The following is a 19,019-nucleotide window of genomic DNA, read 5'->3' as shown; positions in this document are numbered from 1 at the left end:
CTGTCCCGCTATGACTGTAGGAGGATAGGAAACCCTCCCTCTCGCAATACACCTGAACAATCTCGCATATATGGGGATCATCATCGACGATTATAATTTTGTGTGCGTCCGCCACACCGTCACCTTCCTTCATTCACAATACAAGGAAGCGATACATAGAATATCGACCCGGTCTTGCCGTCGCTCTCCGCTCGAACCGTCCCTCCATGCGCTTGTACGATTTCCCTGCAAATCGCCAGCCCGAGCCCGCTGCCCTCTACTCCCTTCTCCATGCCCGGCCGATCATACTTGTAATTGCGATCGAAGATTTGCTCGAGCTGATCTGGAGGAATACCCGTGCCAGAATCTTGTATGCTAATGATCGCATAGCGGACAGGATTCGCCTTGTCCACAGCTAACCCAATACGTACCAGCCCGCCCCTGGAGGTGAACTTCATCGCGTTCGACACCAGATTAAACAATGCCTGCTCTAATCTTTGCGCATCCATCTCGACAACAGACAAGTTCGCTCGTTGATCTTCCTCATCTCCGATATCCATCATGAAATCCAACCCTGCGTCACGCACAACCAGCTCATATTGTTCAAAAAAACCACGCAAGAAGTGAATCACATGAACCGGCTCCATTCGGTACGAGACTTGTCCCGTCTCCAAATGCGACAAGAAGGACAACTCCTCGATCATACGGTTAATCCTTATCGTGTTATCCTGGATATACTTCAGGTACTGTTCATTGCGTTCCGGCTTGACTCCGTCCTGCACAGCTTCTACATAACCAAGCATGCTGGACAGCGGCATACGCAGATCATGCGTAATATAGGCAAGAAGCTTTTTTCTCCCTTGCTCGGAGTGAAGCAACCGGTCATACGAAGTGCGGAGATCGTCATGAGCCGCGGACAAGGCCTGTGTGCGTTCCTGCACGGTCCGTTCCAAATTCGTATTCATTTCGGTCAGCTTGTCATTAGCGTCCTTCAGCTCACGCGCAATCCTCTCCTCGTTGGTTGCCGCCCTCGTAAATCTCGAAGAAAGCAGCATCATCTGTGCGATCGTAAACACCAACAGACCAAGCGGAGAGGTATTTCCGATCGGCGACCATTCGTTGTAATATAAAAAATCGTTGATGACCGTCACTAAAGTAACCACCGACACCAGCAGGAAGATCAGTGCTCCCTCCATACGCCGTACAGCCGCTTGAACCAGCCCAATCATTAGATAAACCATATGCAGAACAATCATTACACCGATCAACGGTAATAATTTTGTATATATAAGTGCAGGGGTCACCACAACAAGTATACAGAATGCGCCGGTTACGATCCGCGTGCCAATATGAAACCAACGCGACACATAATTTGGAAAGATGCAAACAGAGTACATCGTGATGATGTATCCACCACTGCAAAGAATCAGGTACTCGATCTTGAACTGCAATTCCCACGGAAAAGTCGGCCACAATTGTGTGAGCAATAGCTCGCCGACCAGCAACGAGCGGATACCGAACAACAGGGTGAACAGACCAAAATACAATGTAGCCTTGTCTTTGCGTCGCAGGGCGAACAACAGCAGGTGATACACGCCAATGACCAGCAGGCTTGCGGTGGTGAACATTTCAGCGGCGATTCTCAGATTTGTCCTGACCGTTAACGCATCACTGCCGCCCAACTCGATATACTTGGTGATACCGCCTCGATTATGATGGAAGTTGGCTACTTGCATAACCAGCTCCACCGTGTCATTCTCGGGCTGAAAGAACACCAGCTTCGTTGCCAGTTGCGGGGTCACGCTGCTCTTGTCCTGACCAACCACACCGACTTCGGTCAGCAGCTCGCCATTCACCCATAATTTATACGCATGAAAAATGGTAGGCAGCCGTAGAGCAAGCCGCTCGCTGCGATCCTGCTCGCTAAGCTTTATGACCAACCGAAAGGTTGCAAAGCCTGTACCGTTCAGCTGCTGACCATCTAACCGATAGCCTAGCCAGGAGCTCGGGATGCTAATCCAGCGGTCATGATTTCCGTCCCTTGCTAAGCGATTCTGTATGTCCTCAGGCGACAGCAGCTCTTGCCAGTAGAACGCCCACTCCCCTTTTAACTTTAGTGGATTCTCACTGACATGAACCTGCGTTAAATCCAGAATGCCTTCTTCACTTTGGATCTTAGGGGAGTCCGGCGCAGAGATGACGGCATAGCTTGCAACCAAACCGACAACAACGGCAGCAGCTATATAAAGCAAGATCGTACGAGAACCAAATCGGAGAATACTCCTCATTATGAAACCGACCCCAATCTACAAGATGCGCGATAAGTAAGTTATCTAAATAATATCATCATTAAAGGAAATTGTACCCTGCAAATACCTGCGAGGCGTTGAACTTGCAGAGATAAAAAAAGCTTCTCCATGACTGGAGAAGCTTACTATCGATTCACGTTCATCCTACTCGATCACTATGCTTTCCCAACCATTGCGGCCCAGCTTTTGTAGTCGTGAATAGCCATTCCGTCATAACCGGCATATCGGGAAAGCTCTTGATGTGCGGTTTGCAGCTCTTGCTCCATGAACTCTACGCTCTTGGAATAAAATGAAACGCGATCGCCTTCCGAGCTTTTAGTGGTTTCCACGGCAACGATCGCTTGCTTATTAAGAGCGGAGGCTTCTCTCAATATGGCTTGGGCGTTGTCGACGATCCCGTCCTTCCCCAGCGCATGATTGCGATAATCCATGATCACTAGGCAGTCGAACTTTTCCAGCAGCCATGCGCTTAAGCTGTATTCGGTGTCGGGTACCTTCAAGGTATGTAGCCAAAAAGGGACATCCAACGTGATCTTTAAGCCGCTCCCTCTCGTTTCCTGCTCTATAAATCTCAAATTATGTATCCATTCTTCAAGAATCGTCTTCTTTTTTGTTTCCCATTCGCTTAAGAGATAAGGTTCAATATCCAAATGCAGGCCATCAAAACGTTCTTCCGTTTTCGCGGACGCATTGTATTGCAAGGTCCAGGCAATGAACGTTTTGATTTGGTCTTGATTGGACTTACGAGCCCAATCGGGACGACCCGCCAGAGCCTCCACTCTGATTCCTTTTTCTTTGGCGCTTCGAATAAAATCCGCATACGCGTTAGCCGCAATATCCCTATTCAACTGAAGGTATATGGCCGTCACATCATGATCGCTTGCAAAGCCTAAGATTCGATCTTGATCCTTTTCGATCATGCGGCTATCCCAAATCCACGTTCCCTTGGAAATTTTCGCTGATGTCGTCACGACGGCCATCATGCGTTTCGCATCCCACTCTACCTGAGCTTGAAAGATTTCGCCGATCAGCCGAAGCGGAATCATCGTACGGTTATTTTTGATTACCGCCGGCGCATCGATTTTTATCGTGTTACCATTCACAAGCGCTTGGTTTTGGCCTATCGTTAAGCGGATCGTTCGATCTCTATACGAAAAAGTCACCTGATTGAGTTGTCCATTCCATTTCATCTTTGCGCCCAGTTTTTCGGATACGAATCTTGCCGGTACCATCGTGCGGTTGGAGCGGTGGTCGACATACGGAGGTTCATCCGGAAAAACCACATGCTGCCCATCGACAACGACTTGGATTTCGGTAGCGGCAAGAACAGTAGGTACGAAAATAGCTACGCCAAGGGCTGCAATCAATAGACCGATGAGCCATCTTTTCATATCCGGTTACCTGAATTCCAATTCTTCCTTAATGACCTCGACGATATGATCGACAAAGCCTGCAAGCTCTTGCTCATTCGGGCCCTCTGCCATGACTCGCACAAGCGATTCCGTGCCTGAAGGGCGAACCAGTACTCTTCCGCTCCCGCCCATCCGACTCTCTACCGTCCTGACGGCTTCTTCGATCATCGGATTCCCTGCCAGCTTCGACTTGTCCTCGACTTGAACGTTCACCAGAAGCTGCGGGTACTTGGTCATGCCTTGGGCAAGCCCGCTGAGAAGCTCGGATTCTGACTTCATCACATTCATCAGCTGGATCGCGCACAGCATACCGTCGCCAGTCGTACTATAGTCCAGCAACACGATATGGCCCGACTGTTCTCCGCCCAGGTTATATCCGCCTTGCTGCATTTCCTCCAAGACGTAGCGATCTCCGACTTTGGTTTGTTTGGCCTCCACTCCCTGTTGCTCCAGCGCCTTGTAGAAGCCCAGGTTGCTCATCACGGTAGAGACCACCGTATTGTTCTTCAACCGACGATGCTTCTTCATGAATTCAGCCAGGATATAGAGGATGTGGTCACCGTCCACGATCATTCCCTTCTCGTCGACGGCAATAAGCCGGTCCGCATCCCCGTCGAAGGAAAGGCCCAGATGGGCCCGATGCTCCAAAACCGCCCGTTGAACCGCTTCAGGGTGCGTAGAGCCGCAGTCTTTGTTAATATTCAACCCGTCCGGTTGATGGGCCAGTACAATCGTGTCGGCACCCAATTCGCGGAAAAGCCGGGGAGCGAGCCTCGATACCGCCCCATTGGCGCAATCCACGACCACTTTGAGCCCTTCGAATCGTTGATTAACCGTCGACTTTAAATAAGAGAGATAAACTTGTCCGCTATCGGGATCATCCTGTACCGCCCCCACATCAGCGCCGATCGGACGTGGAATCCGATCTTCATCCGTTTCCAGAAGCGATTCGATCTCCGCTTCCATCGCATCCGACAGCTTAAATCCGTCCCCGCCGAAAAACTTAATCCCGTTATCCTCCACGGGGTTATGGGAAGCGGAAATCATTACACCCGCATCGGCTCCCCTTGCTTTCGTCAAATGCGCCACACCCGGCGTAGAGATGACTCCTAATCGGAAAACATCCGCGCCGATCGATAATAATCCTGCAATAAGAGCCGCCTCCAGCATTTCTCCCGAAATGCGGGTATCTCTTCCTATTAAAATGGTAGGGCGCTTCCCTTGCTTATTCCGGGTCAGCACATATCCGCCCGCTCGGCCTAAACGAAAGACCAATTCCGGGCTTAACTTCCCGTTTGCTACGCCGCGCACCCCATCGGTACCAAAATATTTTCCCATACGTATCGTCCTTTCCTTATTGCAGGCTGGATTCCAAGACTTCCTTCCAGCTTTTGTAGTCGTGGATGGAAAAACCCCGATAGCCGGCATGCCACCGCAAGGACAAATGGCTTAGCCGCATTTGCCGATGCAAGCTGGAGATGCCCTTGCCATAAAAAGTGACGTGCTCCCCCTCCTTCACAGGGCCCGTTTCCAGCCCTACGATAACAGGTTTCCCTGCTCTGGTTCCTTCTCTAATCATCGGCAGAGCATTGTCTATAATTCCGTTCTCTCCGATGGCGAAATTCCGGTAATTCATGAGCACGACGCGGTCGAGCCGCTCTATCATCCAAGCCCCCAAGTTCCCGTTAGCGCGGGCAGGAATCTTATGAATCCAGAAAGGAAGATCGGCCGACACTCGCAAGGATGTGTCCCGCCTTATCCTGTTGACCAAATACTCCACATTATCCATCCACTGGCTTACGGCATCTTCGCGATCCCGTTCCCATTCCTTCAATAGATAGGGTTCGATGTCCATGTGAATGCCATCAAATTCAGCTTGTTCTCCCACGGCGCTATGATAGTCCACCATCCATCCGATAAAGGAGTCGATTTCCTGCCGGTACCCGGTTAATCCCCAGGACGGGTCTCCTCCCAACGCCTCGACTTCAATCCCTAATCCGTGCGCTTCCTCGACGAAGGCTCGATACGGTTCAAAGTCTTTGGACTCGCGATCAATGTGCAGGAAGATCACGTTCACGCCTTGCTCTTCGGCAAAAGCGAGCATTTGGCCTTTGTCTTTCGCCAACGTCGTCGTATCCCATATCCATGTTCCCATTACAGGCGGCTTTTCGGATTTCCATTTCAGCATAAGAACCGTTGCGATCGCCACGCAGATTAGCAAGGCGATCAGGATAATTTTAAGTAATGATACCTTTCTTGGAGATTCGAGCTTAGGCACCAACAAGAACTTTCGCATCTTTTTGATGGATTCCGGTTCCCAGCTTGTGAATGTTATCCGATTTGATATCTGCAAAAGCATTACGCGTATCGATGATCGGAACGCCCATCTCCGCCAGTTCATGATAACTGAAGCTTCGGTGATTGGTGATCAACACCATGCAATCGTATTGGGAGAAGGCATCCGTATCGTATTTTACCGTATGAACGCTGTGACCCTGCTCGTCCTTGAACGAAGTCGCATAAGGATCGTAATAGTCGACTTTCGCTCCGCTTTTTTTGAACAATTCATAGATTTCCAAACCCGGAGATTCGCGCAGATCGTCGATATCCGGCTTATAGGACATGCCTAATATCAGAACTTTCGAGTTGCGGATCGATTTCGCATATACATTCAACACTTGAGCCGTTTGGTTCAACACGTATTCCGGCATATTATCATTAATGGATTGGGCCAATTCGATAAATTTGCTATAGAAGCGGAACTCCTTGGCTTTCCAGGACAAGTACATCGGATCCAGAGGAATGCAGTGACCGCCGATTCCCGGCCCCGGATAGAAGGGCATGAATCCGAACGGTTTCGTAGAAGCCGCTCGAATGACTTCCCACACGTCAATCGCCATTCGATCGCACATCATAGCCAATTCGTTAACGAAAGCGATATTGACGCTGCGGAACGTATTCTCAAGCAGCTTGGACATCTCCGCTACTTTAGGAGAAGACACCGGAACGACAGTTTTGACCACGTTGTTGTAAAGCGTAACCCCAAGCTCTTTGCATTTTTCGGTCGTTCCGCCAATGACCTTGGGCGTATTAAACGTATTGTAGTCGGGATTGCCCGGGTCCACCCGTTCCGGCGAGAAGCATAGGAAGTAGTCTCGGCCTACTGCTAATCCCAGAGCCTCAAGCTCGTATTCGATCAATTCTTCCGTCGTTCCGGGATATGTCGTGCTTTCAAGGACGATCAAGGTTCCTTTTCTGATATAGTTCTTGATCTCATTCACGACGCTCACGATAAAAGAAGTGTCCGGATCCTGGTTCTCGCTTAATGGAGTCGGTACGCAAATGCTGATCGTATCCAGTTCCCGGATGGTTTCGAATCGGTTCGTAGGCACGAATTTCCCGTTGCCCACGGCATCGGCCACCATGGAACTTGGCACATCTTGAATATAGGACTCTCCATCCAGAAGGGACTTGACTTTATGCTCATCCAAATCAATGCCATAGACGGTAAAACCGCCTTTCACCATTTCCATCGCTAACGGCAAGCCGACATACCCCAGACCGACGACGCCTACCTTCGCCGTTTTATTTTGCAGATTTTCTCTTAAAATATTGTATGTCATGTTCTACCCGCTCCTCGAATTCACAAGATTAATGGTTTCCGGTCAGTCTCTTGATTTTCCATTCCAATTCAGAGATCGACAGCGGCTTGGTCACGTAGTCGGCAGCCCCTGACTCATAAGCGCGACTCCTGTTTCCCGCAAGCTGATTGTCCGTCAGAACGATCACCTTGCCTTCATTCGAATCATGGCGTTGAATGCTGCGGATGAGCTGGTATCCATCCAGGATAGGCAAATTCAATTCGGTAATGACGAGGTCCGGCAATAGCCGAACGAACACATCGTAAGCCTCTTGTCCGTCTTTGGCCTCGTATACGCGATACCCCTTCAGCTCCAGTCGGATCTTGATGAATTCGCGAACGAGATCGTCGGGATCGGCGATCAGAACGGACGTCTCTGCATTGGCCGTCATGAAGAAATGAATGTCAGCATCGTTCCCTTTGCTTTGGATCGCCTGTTGCAGGAATGCCGCGATCGCAGACTCGGTCGGTTTTCCGCTCTCCGGAAAGCTGGATACCCTCAATTGCCCTTGCAGCAGATGCTGAGTTTGGAGGAAATCTTTTAAGACGAGAGACGCATAATGAGTACCGCCCAAGGTCCCGCCTTCCAATACGGCGCACAGAACCTGAATCGCATCGTCATAGACCAATTGGACAGAAAGTGAGGTATCGTTCTTACTCATCAGCCCTTTCGCCTGCTCCAACGTTTTAGGGTTCATATGCGCGCATGGAGCCAGAATGACTCCGCACGAAGCGCTCTTCGCGGTCGCCACATGAATGTACTGTAAAAGTTGCAGCGTGATTTCCTGAATGCTGTTACGAATTACTACGGCCATATTCTTCACTCCTTTAATCGATATGCTGGATCTTATTTATTGAAATTGGTCCTAACCATCGTTCCCCACGAATTATTGTTGCGGAAGAAGTCGATGTGTCCCAAGAACCTCCACAGAACGCCGACTTGACGATAACCGAGAAACATGAGGAACGAGTAGAGCATCATTTTGTTGAGATCGCTCAGCTTGGGATAACGACTAAAAGCTTTTTCCTCGATGAATAAAGCGCCGAGGCTAAGAATGAAGCAGGAGAAGAAGTTCACCAGCATAAAGACAGCGACTGTTTTCCAATCCGCCATATTCAGCAGCCAATACCCGATCATGGCGATTAAACCGCTCAAACGGAAGTAAGGGTTTAAGGTTTCGAACAGGATGTTATAAGGAAGCGTTAAAAGCCCGAACACTTTGTAACGGGGTCGGAAGACCATATGGATTCCTTCTTCGATCATGTTCTTCAAGTTGCCGCGGCCCCAACGCATCCGTTGGCTGCTTAGAATCCGGTACGTATCCGGTGCTTGCGTCCAACACACGGCATCCGGGCAAAAGGCTACCTGATAAGGGATTTTGTTCTCCAGGCAATACCGGTGCAGCTTAATAACGATGTTCATGTCTTCCCCAGGGTAGCCGCCGCGGTAACCGCCTACGGCAATCACTTTATCCTTCTGAAAAACGCCGAAGGCACCGGATACGATGATCAATCCGTTAACGGAGCTCCAGCCGATCCGACCGCCTAAGAAAGCTTTGATATACTCTACGTTCTGGAGAGCCGGCCACCATTGCTTGGGGAATTGGATGTTCTTGACTATCCCATCCTCCACCGTGCAACTGTTGACGATTCGGACATTGCCTCCGACCGCCACGGTCTCTTCGGGATTTTCCATATACACTCTGGCGATTCTGGTCAGAGCATCCTTCTCCAATAACGAATCCGCATCGATCGTAGAGATCAACGGATGGCGGGAAAGATTGATCCCTGCATTCAAGGAGTCCGCTTTCCCTCCATTTTCTTTATCGATGAAATACAAGTTCGGATATTCAGGATTGTGATAATAGCCTCTGACCCTTTCGGTCTTAATATTATTGGAAACAAAGGGCTTGATTTCTTTGAGTTGAAACTCTTCGATCAGGAGTTGGGCTGTCTCGTCTTTCGAGCCGTCATTGACGACGATGACCTCATATTCCGGATAATTCAAGGCCAATAAGGATCGTACATTTTCTTTAATCATCAATTCTTCGTTATAGGCCGGGACTAACAACGACACTGGCGGCACATGTTCGGAACCGGATAGTTTCTGCACGCGATTATATTGAATTCCTCTTTGAAGAGGAGAAGTATGGCGAATCGATAGAGCGAAGATCAGGAAATAAATGAAAGTAATCGCCAATGCATAATACATGGCAAAGTAGCCGTACCCTAATAGAAAGTCGCGCAAGAAGTTCAAGATTTGTTGTAAATAATATTCCAGCATTCTCATTCTTTGTTTCCCTCCTAAACCTATAAGCTACACAACCCGATAGATTCGTTTGTTCTTGCCGAGCGTTTTTTCGTAATGGTAAACCAACGAATTATATCGTGTCAGTTGGTCAAGGTCATGGGGCTGTAACGAAAGAGATTTGATTTGTTCCTCAATAAGCATGTGGAGGTATTCCCCTCGCTCCGACCCTCTTGCTTCTGCGGCGACTTCGCACAATTGAGCGATTCCTCCTTCTCCAAGAAGCAATAACCCTTTCGCGCTGGCATCGGATACTCGCTTGCTTTCATCCAATAATGCGCTTCTCATGACATCGATATACCTCGCCAGCTTCAGATCGGCGATCGCTTGAACCGTAAGGACACGCACTTCATCCATCGGATGCCGAAGCAGCTTTTGAACGACGTTTCTAGGAATAAAGTGAACCGATTTCAGATAGATTTCCATGGCTTTGTATTGAATGGTTCTGTCCGGAGATTCGATGAGACGATAGACCGTCGATGCCACCGTCGGCTCGGTATAGTCTTTCAATCCGCACAAACCGATTTGTATGAATTCATGGCTTTCCCGTTGAATGAATTCGGCAAACAGAGCCCCATGGTCGATATCCGCTTCTTTGATCATGTCGACAAGCAAATCATAAAACCCTTTGTTATGCCTCAGAACAATCTGCACCATTTCCTGGACATCCTGTTCGTCGCGAGCGCATTTCGCAATCGAACGGGCGATGACGAAGAGAGAAGAATTCCGTTTATGCGTTTGGAGAAGCTTGAGTAAAGCCGGAACGGCTTCCTGAACTCTCATGCAGCCTAAGTGATACGCCGCATCGATTTTCACGGAATAAGAACCTTTTTTCAAACGATCCAGATGATCTTGCACCAGTCCCAAGCGCCTGCAGAGCTCCATGCATTTTTCCCGGGCCGTTCCGGTAAAGCTCTCGATTATATCGTTCAGGCGCTCTTGCATTGCTTTTTGTTCCGCTTTGTTCAATGGAAACGGCGGCAGATTCAATGGTTCTTTTCCTTCGATATGGATTAGGATGTAGGTGAGGTAATCTTTGATTTTGACCTCGAACCTGCGCTCCGTTCTCGTTCTTTTCAGATTTTTGATCTTCATGGCATACACCACGACGGCGAATGCCACATTCAGAACGATGAGAACATACAAGAATCGGATGGCCACTTCGATGTTGATATACACAAATAAAACCCTTCCTTCATAGTTACTCGGACACCGGCTGATTCACCGGTTGATTGACTTCTCGCATCGCTTTTTGCATGATCGCGTAACTTTGTTTCGGGCGTTCCACATACTTGACGTCGGCATCCTCCCACCTTTGCCAAGTGTAAATCGGAAGCTGCGATACCGGGTAAGGGTTGTTGCCTTCGAGTCCGATGACTTCCTTCGAATCCTTGCGGACGATCCAAGGAACAAGGCGAACGCCCTCGACTTTCACGGATTCGAATTGTTTCGTTCCGGTATCTTGGTAGCTAATGGCGCTGAGCGAGCTTGGATCGCTGAACCCTAGCAGCATCCACGGAATACGGATTTCCAATACTTTGCCTTTGGCCTGCCACATCGCTTTTGAATTGTAGTTTGGATCTTGCGGATCACTAGTTCCTCTCAGCAAGTCTCCTACGCCCATATCGCCGAAAGGATGATCGACACGGGCATCCGGATATTCAAGCAAATAATTCACGACCAATTTCCATGGGTTAAAGAGTCCGCTATCGTCCTCCAATTCTTGAGGATCATAAGCTAAGATTTTCGATAGCTTGCCATAGAATCGGGTATGGAAGTCATAATTGGAGGCAATCATCATCTGCCCTTTATCCTGGTTACCGAGTTCGATTAAGGTTTCCAAGCCTTCATCCAGCGTCTTTCCTTGGAGCTGCGTTGCATGGCGATTACCGCCCTTTAAAGTATCGAATCCAAGATATATTGAATTATTAGAAAAATCTAATGATTCTGATAATTTTATCGAGAGGTATAAATACCCTTCGTCATGCGTGGCCCATATTTCATTAAAACCTTCGATCTTTAGATCAAGCTTAGTCTTATCCCCCTCATCGAGCTTGTCCCAGTCCGAAGTATCCCCGTCAATGTGAATCACATCATCTTTACTTGGATACATGCCGAGTACCCCAAAATGAGATTCGTTCGTGAGCGTGTTATACCAATAAGCCCGTCTGTCAGGTATGTCGTAGTGCATCGTATTCCAGGTTTTCTTGAACCACTCGTCCTGCCACGTAAACAAGATCGCGCCTGAGTATCCCTCCTGATGGATCTGACGGAACATATCTGCATCCATTTCCCCTTGCGTCTTGTCGTCGTGCCCTCCCTGATCGCGCCCCACCATACCCGTATGGGCAATGCCTTGCGAGGCGGGAACGCCGAACTCGGTAATCATGATCGGCATTTCGTCATGGTATTTCTTCAGCTTATGCAGATAGGTTTTGTAGCTATCTATTTCCCCTTTATCGTTCTTCATCGTCTGATACGATTTGTCGAAGGTAAAGAAGTCCGGGTAATACGGGTACACGTGATAGGAGGCAAAATAACCGGCGTCCCAATCTACGGCTGCGACATGCGTCGGATCGACGCTGACCATATCTTCGGCAACCAATGGCTCGCCCGGATGCTCAAGCGGGTCGGTGGTCACCCAGTTCGAGAAGGCAATCGGATGCTGCCATCCGTGCTTAGCTTCTGTTACGGCCGTGATGTCGACCATCTCGGCTAACCATTTTTCAAAGGGATTAGCCCCGGGTTTGCTTTGGAAATGTTCTCCTTTATAATCAGCGACATCCGCATTGCTCTTATTCGTTTTAACCACCATCACAGGATCCCATTCCGTGCCGACGATCCATCCCATGAGATAGGGCCCTGCATTAAAGGCGTAATTCCCGCTGGCTTTGCCGGAATGCGCCTCGGCTTCAAGATCGATATTGCCGTACACCGCTTCTACAGCCTCTCGAATCTCTTTTTCAAACTTCTGTTTGACCTTCGGATCAAAGGCGTTCTGACCTGCGATCAATTGTTCTTCCGGACTCCATACCCCTTGAATGAAGAAGAGCGGATTATCCGTATGCTTCGCATTATATCGGACCAACGATTCGTAAAACTCCGGCTTCAGAATCGTGTACACGCGAATAACGTTGGCGCCCATCTCTTGAATCATTTCAAACCATCTCATATAGTCGTCTTTCGAAATCTCAAGTTCGCCGGGGAAATGTCCGGGAACGGCAGCCCCCATATTGACCCCTTTGGCAAAATACGGGTTCCACGATTGATTTTGAAATTGTTCGATTTGGGTCCCGTTCGTTTTGAATTTCACCTTAACGCCTTTACCGATCTCGGCGCTTTCTACCTTTGCAACAGGCGGCATCAACCAATAAACGATGGCTCCGCCCACGATGACAACAATAAGTCCTAATTTGACAAAGCCACTTCTGAAAAACTTTTTCATTGCCATCTTCCTCGTGTGTGTAATCTAGTTGTATATCCAACAATGGTATCTATCATTCGGTGTGAGTCTATACAGATCGGCTAAAGGCCGTTGGATCTAGCCACGTGCTACGACTCCAAGTAATGTAGCACAATGCGACAAACCCATTCAACCAAACCCGAGCCTTATCGTCATTAATAATTTTTTAGAACTTTAATAATAATTAGCAATTTATGTAACCTAATTCAGCATTCCCGCATGCTCAGCCGAGCGGATACGGAATCAAGTGCTCTCTTTTTCTCATAACTTGTTATTAAAAAAACTCAAGCAGACTTCGCTTGAGTTCCTAAATAACATTAGACAAATGTGACTTAACCAGTCCTGATCGCCCTTCGACTTAATCCACCTGCAACGAGTAAAATTCAATCCCATCTTGCTTCTTGGAACTCTGATAGACAAAATCATAGAAGTACCAAATGACAGTGTCGCCTCGAACAAGCGGTGACATATTGCCCGGTGAGCGCACTCCCTCTAGATTTTTCGGATTTTTCAGCAGATTGCCTGTCCCATCGATTACCGCATAGTACAAATTCGTCTTACGATCAGCCGATTCGGTCCACAGCACTACGAATTTATTATCGTTGATTTTCACAAGATGAGTTTCCGTTATCCGCACTTTGGACTTTACCGAATTTTTCGTCAGCCAGACGACTTTCGCATTTGTATCTTCCTTCATAGCCTTCGGAACTACGCCTAGAAATAAATTACTAGCTTCGCTCTTGCCATACTGTTCAGTGAGCGAAACGCTGGAACCGACCAATAAATAGTTATCATTCGCTACTTCCAATCCGCCTAACTTCGCTCCCGTGTAATTGTCCCCAACTTTTCCAGGAAACTTCAATACCTCGATCTCATCTCGCATCTCGCCGTTCTGCTCGACTTGCAACACGATCGCTCGGGGATAAGCATCCCCGTGGTCCGCATAGACGATCCGATCTCCGTCAAAACGAACATAAGTAGCGAAAGAGTGGCTTACGTGATTGATCGGCCATTCTCCCCCCGAGTACAGCAGTTTCATATCCTTCATGTCAATCTGGAAGGTGATATTGGATTGATGGTGCACGCCATCTCCGGATAAATACCTTTCTCTTGCAGAATGAATGACTAGCTTGCCTTCATAACTGTCCATCGTTAAGTTACTTGCATGAAAGGGTTTCGTTACATGCACATCCTGAATGTCCAACTGAGCAACTTTTATCCACTTATTATCGTATTTGACGATCCGATATACCGGCTTACTGTTTGACTCTGCATTATTATTCTGTCCGTATATTACATAATAATATCCGTCTTCCCCAACATGAGCCCCTCCGAAATCCGCGAGCTCAGTGGGGGTGACTTTCTCACCCGTCTTAACAAAGCTTGACGAAAACTGCTGAATTCGCATTTCATCTCCGCTATCTTTCAACAAGCTTATAACCCCGTTATTTTCCAGTAGATACCGATTTGATACTCTAAAGAAATTGGAGTATTCATAATCATCTGTATCACCCGATTGCGACTTGCTAGCTACTGCGATCGACACCTCCGGATTCGTAAAAATCCGCAAAATGTTGCTGCCCGTCTGCCATGCGTATTGCAGATCTATTTGTTTGGAAACAAAGCTAAGCGGAATGTACACATTCCCCCATTTCATCCGAGCGGGTACTTCCATGGTCACGTCTTGACCATCTACAGTTGCTTTAGCGCTGTTCACTTGCACTCGAATAATCTTATCTTTTAATTTGACCGTAGCCACTTTACTCTTGTTATCCCACTTATAAGTAGCATCTACCGCTTCGAACAAAGCCTTCATCGGAACTAACTTAATCCCGCTCTCCGATTCAACCGGAACATCCCGATCGAGCAGCTTATCGTTGACGCAGATGAAGGTCGATTTTTTCTGATCGGGTAGATGGGAATAATCATATGTGATGTTCTTTCCATTCTGATCGATCGCCCCGCTAGGCCTATCACGCCTGGCTTGACTAGCCTCAATAAAGCAGTTGCTATCCACTGAATACGCGGATGTGTTCTGATAAGGCAGAATGCCGCCGAAAATGGCCACAATCATGAATACCGTTAGTATTTTTTTCATCAGGTTAAATCTCCTCATGTCATGTGCTATATAACTTTCAAGGTGTATATCGGTTAGAAAGAGCGATATGTTAACGCGTCTTCCTAATCGAACTTATGGTCAAAAAAAAGAAACAGGACATATCCCGTTTCTTTGCTGTATACGCCAATACATCATCTTCATGCCTAACCTTTATTCCGTTTCATACTCCTCTTCTGACACTTTTATCAAAGTATTCTTATCCCAGACAAGTTTTTGAACAGCCCCGGTATTCGCACTTGCTTTTTGCCAATTTAACAGGTAACCATCATACACTTCGAAATAGGAGAGCATTTCATCACATTTTACTTTAACAAAATGATTGGCATGTTCATCCCAAACATACAGAACATACGAGCTATTCAAAGTACCCTCTTCACCCATAAATTGAATATCGGCGTAACCGTCCATGTTGAGATCTATAAAGCTAACGACTTCGTTAAAGTCATATCCGTGAGGAGTCGACAATGTCAACAAGTTTTCGCCCTTTTCATTTTGCAGAGTAAATTCGTACCCCTCTTCTTGATTGCTTAATTCAGCATGATATTTGGCGCCGCCCTTACCTTGAATGATTTCATATTCTACCTTGTTATCATCATAAGAAATGGTTCGGGCAACAGTCGCAGTAAAAGACTTCGCGCAATCTATTTTTTGAACCTCTACCACATTATACTTTTTAGGGTTCTGTTCGAGGAGATCACGAGCCAACGAGCTTACATTAGATTTTATGAGATAGCAAGCATTACTATAGCAGACTACATAATTCGTCTGACTTTCGCCTTGTACAAGATATAAACTGATGATTCCCGATTTATCGGTTACATGATTATAAATCCGTATTTTCTCATATTCAGGAATCATTTCACTTAAATAGGATGCGATGTCCTCCGTATTGCGATAAATAGGTTTTTTTATCGCTTTGATTTCTATGGTCATCTGAGTATTTCGCGAAGTGTGTCCTTCATCTATCTTCATGATAAATGTTCCATTATGATTGCTGCGCGTTTCAGAGACAATATAATAGTTATCAAAATTAATCGAAAGTTCATCATATTGTAGTAACTTATGGTTCTCGTCTTTATAGGTTTTAACATCGGCGGATGGAATACTGGATGGACTGCTAGATGGACTGCTGGATGGACTGCTAGACGGACTGCTAGACGGACTGCTAAACGGACTACTAGACGGACTGCTGGATGGATCCAGTTGGGTATTGGTTGCTTTATTATAGCAACCAACTAACATAAGAACAGCTATAGTCATGATTCCTAGCGCTATTTTTTGTATATTCCATTCCCCTTTCTCTAGCGATTTCATTTATTTCTTACCCATCATCACATCATATATTTTCTCTGCGTTGTTTCCGCGAATCCCTGCTTGATTCGGATCCTTTGGTTTTTCATATTCTTTACATACCACACTGCCTGCAGCTTTTGCTGCAGCATCGCCATCCTTACTATTCCCATATTTGGATTTCCAATTTGTATAAACATTCTTGTAAGATCCTTTAAGTTCCTGAAGAATAAACATACTCTCTGCTTCAATACATTGCTCCTTGGTGGGAAACCCTTTTTCTCCGCACACTTTAATGTAACAATCAATTAAACCCATCGTTCTTTCGCCTGTCCATTGAACGCAGCCAAGACCAAATTTGCCCTTATAACCTTCGTCTTCAAGCTCATCGAGTAATTCTTTTGTTTTTTCTATTCCAACCTCCGATATGTTCTTTCCGGAATAATCTTTTCGATAATCATGATATTTATCCATATATTTTAGATAATCGGGCTCTTTTTTTGGATTCGATTTATAATTAGAGCTTTCAAACATACCAACGCTTCCCTCGGCTAATATATTGCCTAGAACCCCCGCTACAAATCTTGGATCATAACCTTCTTTGAGTAAAAGTTTAGCCATATAAACCAAGGTATCTTTTTTCTCTTTCGTTAGTTTCAAGCTGGTATCCTTGCTGAGATTGTCAATCATGGCTTGGACCGGATCCTTGGTTTCTGCCGGTTTCTCTTTTGGCTTCTCTTGCTGTTTGGCAGAGGTATTCGAGAGGTTAGCCAATTTCGCGGTTTCTGGCGTTTTCTCTTTTGGCTTCTCGGACTGCTTGGCAGAGGCATTCGAGACGCTAGCCAATTTCGCTCGCATCTGCCCGATATTGCCGGCTTCTTTTGCTAGACTGTTATCCACAGCTTTATATTTATCCATGGCGTTTTGGGCGAAGCCATATACGGCACGTATTCGTTGATCAAGGGTCTCGAGTTCCTTAACGGCATTACTCAACCTGCTTCCAATACCTCTGCGAGCCAAGATCCTACTATCCTGGCTGCTCTTCAGGGAAGAAACCGCGCTCCTCGTATCCGATATACCGCGCAATTTTCTCATGGCATCCGATGATAAACTTATAATAAGATCAGTATCTACATGTATTTTTGGCATTCTAATCATCCTCCCTATACGAAATGCACCCGTGTATCTCCATCACCCGTACTATACCATATAATGGAATTTTTTGTCGAATACCCTCTATAAATGACAGGTCATCCAAGCAGCTGTGTTTAACCCTATTCAACGATCAGTAACGTTCTTTTCTTCTATCCAGGCTTAATAATCTAGTAGACGTCCATTATCGTTCCATTGACCGTACATTTTGTTTTCTCTAGTGTTTGTTATGAATTTGTCTAATCTGCTCCCAAACAATTCTGGCTGATTCTTATTGCTTTGTATCGTGTCGATCCGAACTCTTTTATATAGATCTGGAAATGAAATGAAATTGTCGTATACTTGCTTTTCCTCTTTCAGCCTTCGCTCAATATCTTCATCTATTGTAAAGGAATTTCGATCCATATCAGGAAGAACCCTTCTTCCTTCGTCTCTCATTAACCTCAACTTTTCGAGGCGGCGGACACGCTCTTTATTTAATTCAGTCCATGAACTTTTTTTACTCCTAGGAGACAGCCTCTGAGCCAGCTCCGTTTCAGAAATTTTCTTTTTGACTCCATCGATCCATCCAAAGCACAAAGCTTCCTCGACCGCGTCCAAATATAACAACATATTAGAGGTGGGCGTCATACTAACCAAGACCCAGCAAGACTTTTTAGTCTTACCATTTTCCTGTAGCCACTCCCTTAGATCTTCTCTCGATTTTGCTGGAATCAGATTTTCAATTTCCATAGAGAAAATACGTCCTCCTTTCTAAAGCGATGGTCGCCGCACACTGGTCGTCTAATGAGTATAAGACAAAACACACATTAAAAAATGGCCTTTAATTGCAAGACCATTTTTAGAATGCGTTATTTATTATTGGAAATCACTTTATCAAGGAACTTATCTGCGTCACTGTTAAATTTCCAGGAAACCCCAAACTTATCAACCAGCATTCCAAAGCACGAAGACCAAGGAGTATTGGATAGCGGCATCATAACATTACCGCCAACAGACAAATTATTAAAGTATTGTTCCAGTTTTTGTTTGTCGTCGATGACTAGACTAATCAGTACATTATTTCCTTTCACCAGCTCGCCTGTTACCCTCTTCATTGAAGGCAAAAGATCCGACAGCATTATTTTCCCGCCTGCAAATTCCATTGAAGACTCCATGATCATATTTAATTCATTTTCTGGCAGCGGGTAATTTGGATCTTGTGGCAGATCCTTGAATTTAACTTTTTTTACTTCATTCGCATTTAAAGCCTCCGAATAAAATTCAATCACTTGTTCTGAAATTCCATCAAAGTTTAAGTATGCAATAGCTGACATAAGGTAATACCTCCTTCTTGTGATAAATGTA

The 19,019-nt window shown here is 46.4% G+C and carries 14 protein-coding genes; all 14 read right to left on the bottom strand.

Translation table 11 applies throughout. From position 1 onward, the window contains the following. Nucleotides 1-119: 119 nt before the first annotated feature. Nucleotides 120-2,267 (bottom strand): sensor histidine kinase, encoded by a 2,148-nt coding sequence (locus L3D05_RS19320; RefSeq protein WP_239617958.1) that lies wholly within the window; start codon nt 2,265-2,267, stop codon nt 120-122. 176 nt (nt 2,268-2,443) lie between these two features. Continuing rightward, complete coding sequence (locus L3D05_RS19315; RefSeq protein ID WP_239617957.1) at nt 2,444-3,679, bottom strand: copper amine oxidase N-terminal domain-containing protein; 1,236 nt, start codon at nt 3,677-3,679, stop codon at nt 2,444-2,446. A gap of 6 nt (nt 3,680-3,685) precedes the next feature. Then, complete coding sequence (gene glmM, locus L3D05_RS19310) at nt 3,686-5,038, bottom strand: phosphoglucosamine mutase (protein WP_239617956.1); 1,353 nt, start codon at nt 5,036-5,038, stop codon at nt 3,686-3,688. Nucleotides 5,039-5,054: 16 nt separating this feature from the next. Then, nucleotides 5,055-5,996: a hypothetical protein gene (locus L3D05_RS19305; RefSeq protein WP_239617955.1), complete on the bottom strand. Its 942-nt coding sequence runs from the start codon at nt 5,994-5,996 to the stop codon at nt 5,055-5,057. After that, nucleotides 5,971-7,323, bottom strand: a complete 1,353-nt coding sequence (locus L3D05_RS19300; RefSeq protein WP_239617954.1) for a nucleotide sugar dehydrogenase — start codon at nt 7,321-7,323, stop codon at nt 5,971-5,973. Before L3D05_RS19300 ends, L3D05_RS19305 begins: the two co-directional genes overlap by 26 nt. 28 nt (nt 7,324-7,351) lie before the next feature. Then, nucleotides 7,352-8,155 (bottom strand): response regulator, encoded by an 804-nt coding sequence (locus L3D05_RS19295; protein ID WP_239617953.1) that lies wholly within the window; start codon nt 8,153-8,155, stop codon nt 7,352-7,354. A 32-nt stretch (nt 8,156-8,187) separates the two neighbouring features. After that, on the bottom strand, nt 8,188-9,588 hold the full coding sequence (locus L3D05_RS19290) for a glycosyltransferase family 2 protein (RefSeq protein ID WP_239617963.1): 1,401 nt from the start codon (nt 9,586-9,588) through the stop codon (nt 8,188-8,190). Between the two features lie 69 nt (nt 9,589-9,657). Further along, nucleotides 9,658-10,827 carry a hypothetical protein gene (locus L3D05_RS19285; RefSeq protein WP_239617952.1) on the bottom strand — a complete coding sequence of 390 codons (1,170 nt, stop codon included), beginning with the start codon at nt 10,825-10,827 and terminating at the stop codon, nt 9,658-9,660. A 22-nt stretch (nt 10,828-10,849) separates the two neighbouring features. Further along, complete coding sequence (locus L3D05_RS19280) at nt 10,850-13,093, bottom strand: hypothetical protein (protein WP_239617951.1); 2,244 nt, start codon at nt 13,091-13,093, stop codon at nt 10,850-10,852. A gap of 376 nt (nt 13,094-13,469) precedes the next feature. Beyond that, complete coding sequence (locus L3D05_RS19275; RefSeq protein WP_239617950.1) at nt 13,470-15,209, bottom strand: copper amine oxidase N-terminal domain-containing protein; 1,740 nt, start codon at nt 15,207-15,209, stop codon at nt 13,470-13,472. A 171-nt stretch (nt 15,210-15,380) separates the two neighbouring features. Further along, a complete protein-coding gene (locus tag L3D05_RS19270) occupies nt 15,381-16,544 on the bottom strand; it encodes an XAC2610-related protein (RefSeq protein WP_239617949.1) in 1,164 nt (387 codons plus the stop codon). Continuing rightward, nucleotides 16,545-17,669: a phage tail tip lysozyme gene (locus tag L3D05_RS19265; protein ID WP_239617948.1), complete on the bottom strand. Its 1,125-nt coding sequence runs from the start codon at nt 17,667-17,669 to the stop codon at nt 16,545-16,547. A 165-nt stretch (nt 17,670-17,834) separates the two neighbouring features. Beyond that, on the bottom strand, nt 17,835-18,404 hold the full coding sequence (locus L3D05_RS19260) for a YdeI/OmpD-associated family protein (protein WP_239617947.1): 570 nt from the start codon (nt 18,402-18,404) through the stop codon (nt 17,835-17,837). Nucleotides 18,405-18,523: 119 nt separating this feature from the next. Further along, nucleotides 18,524-18,988 (bottom strand): VOC family protein, encoded by a 465-nt coding sequence (locus L3D05_RS19255; protein WP_239617946.1) that lies wholly within the window; start codon nt 18,986-18,988, stop codon nt 18,524-18,526. Between the last annotated feature and the right edge of the window lie 31 nt (nt 18,989-19,019).

This window comes from Cohnella mopanensis, assembly GCF_022352055.1.
GTDB lineage: Bacteria > Bacillota > Bacilli > Paenibacillales > Paenibacillaceae > Cohnella > Cohnella mopanensis.
This window is presented reverse-complemented; position numbering and strand designations above follow the sequence as displayed.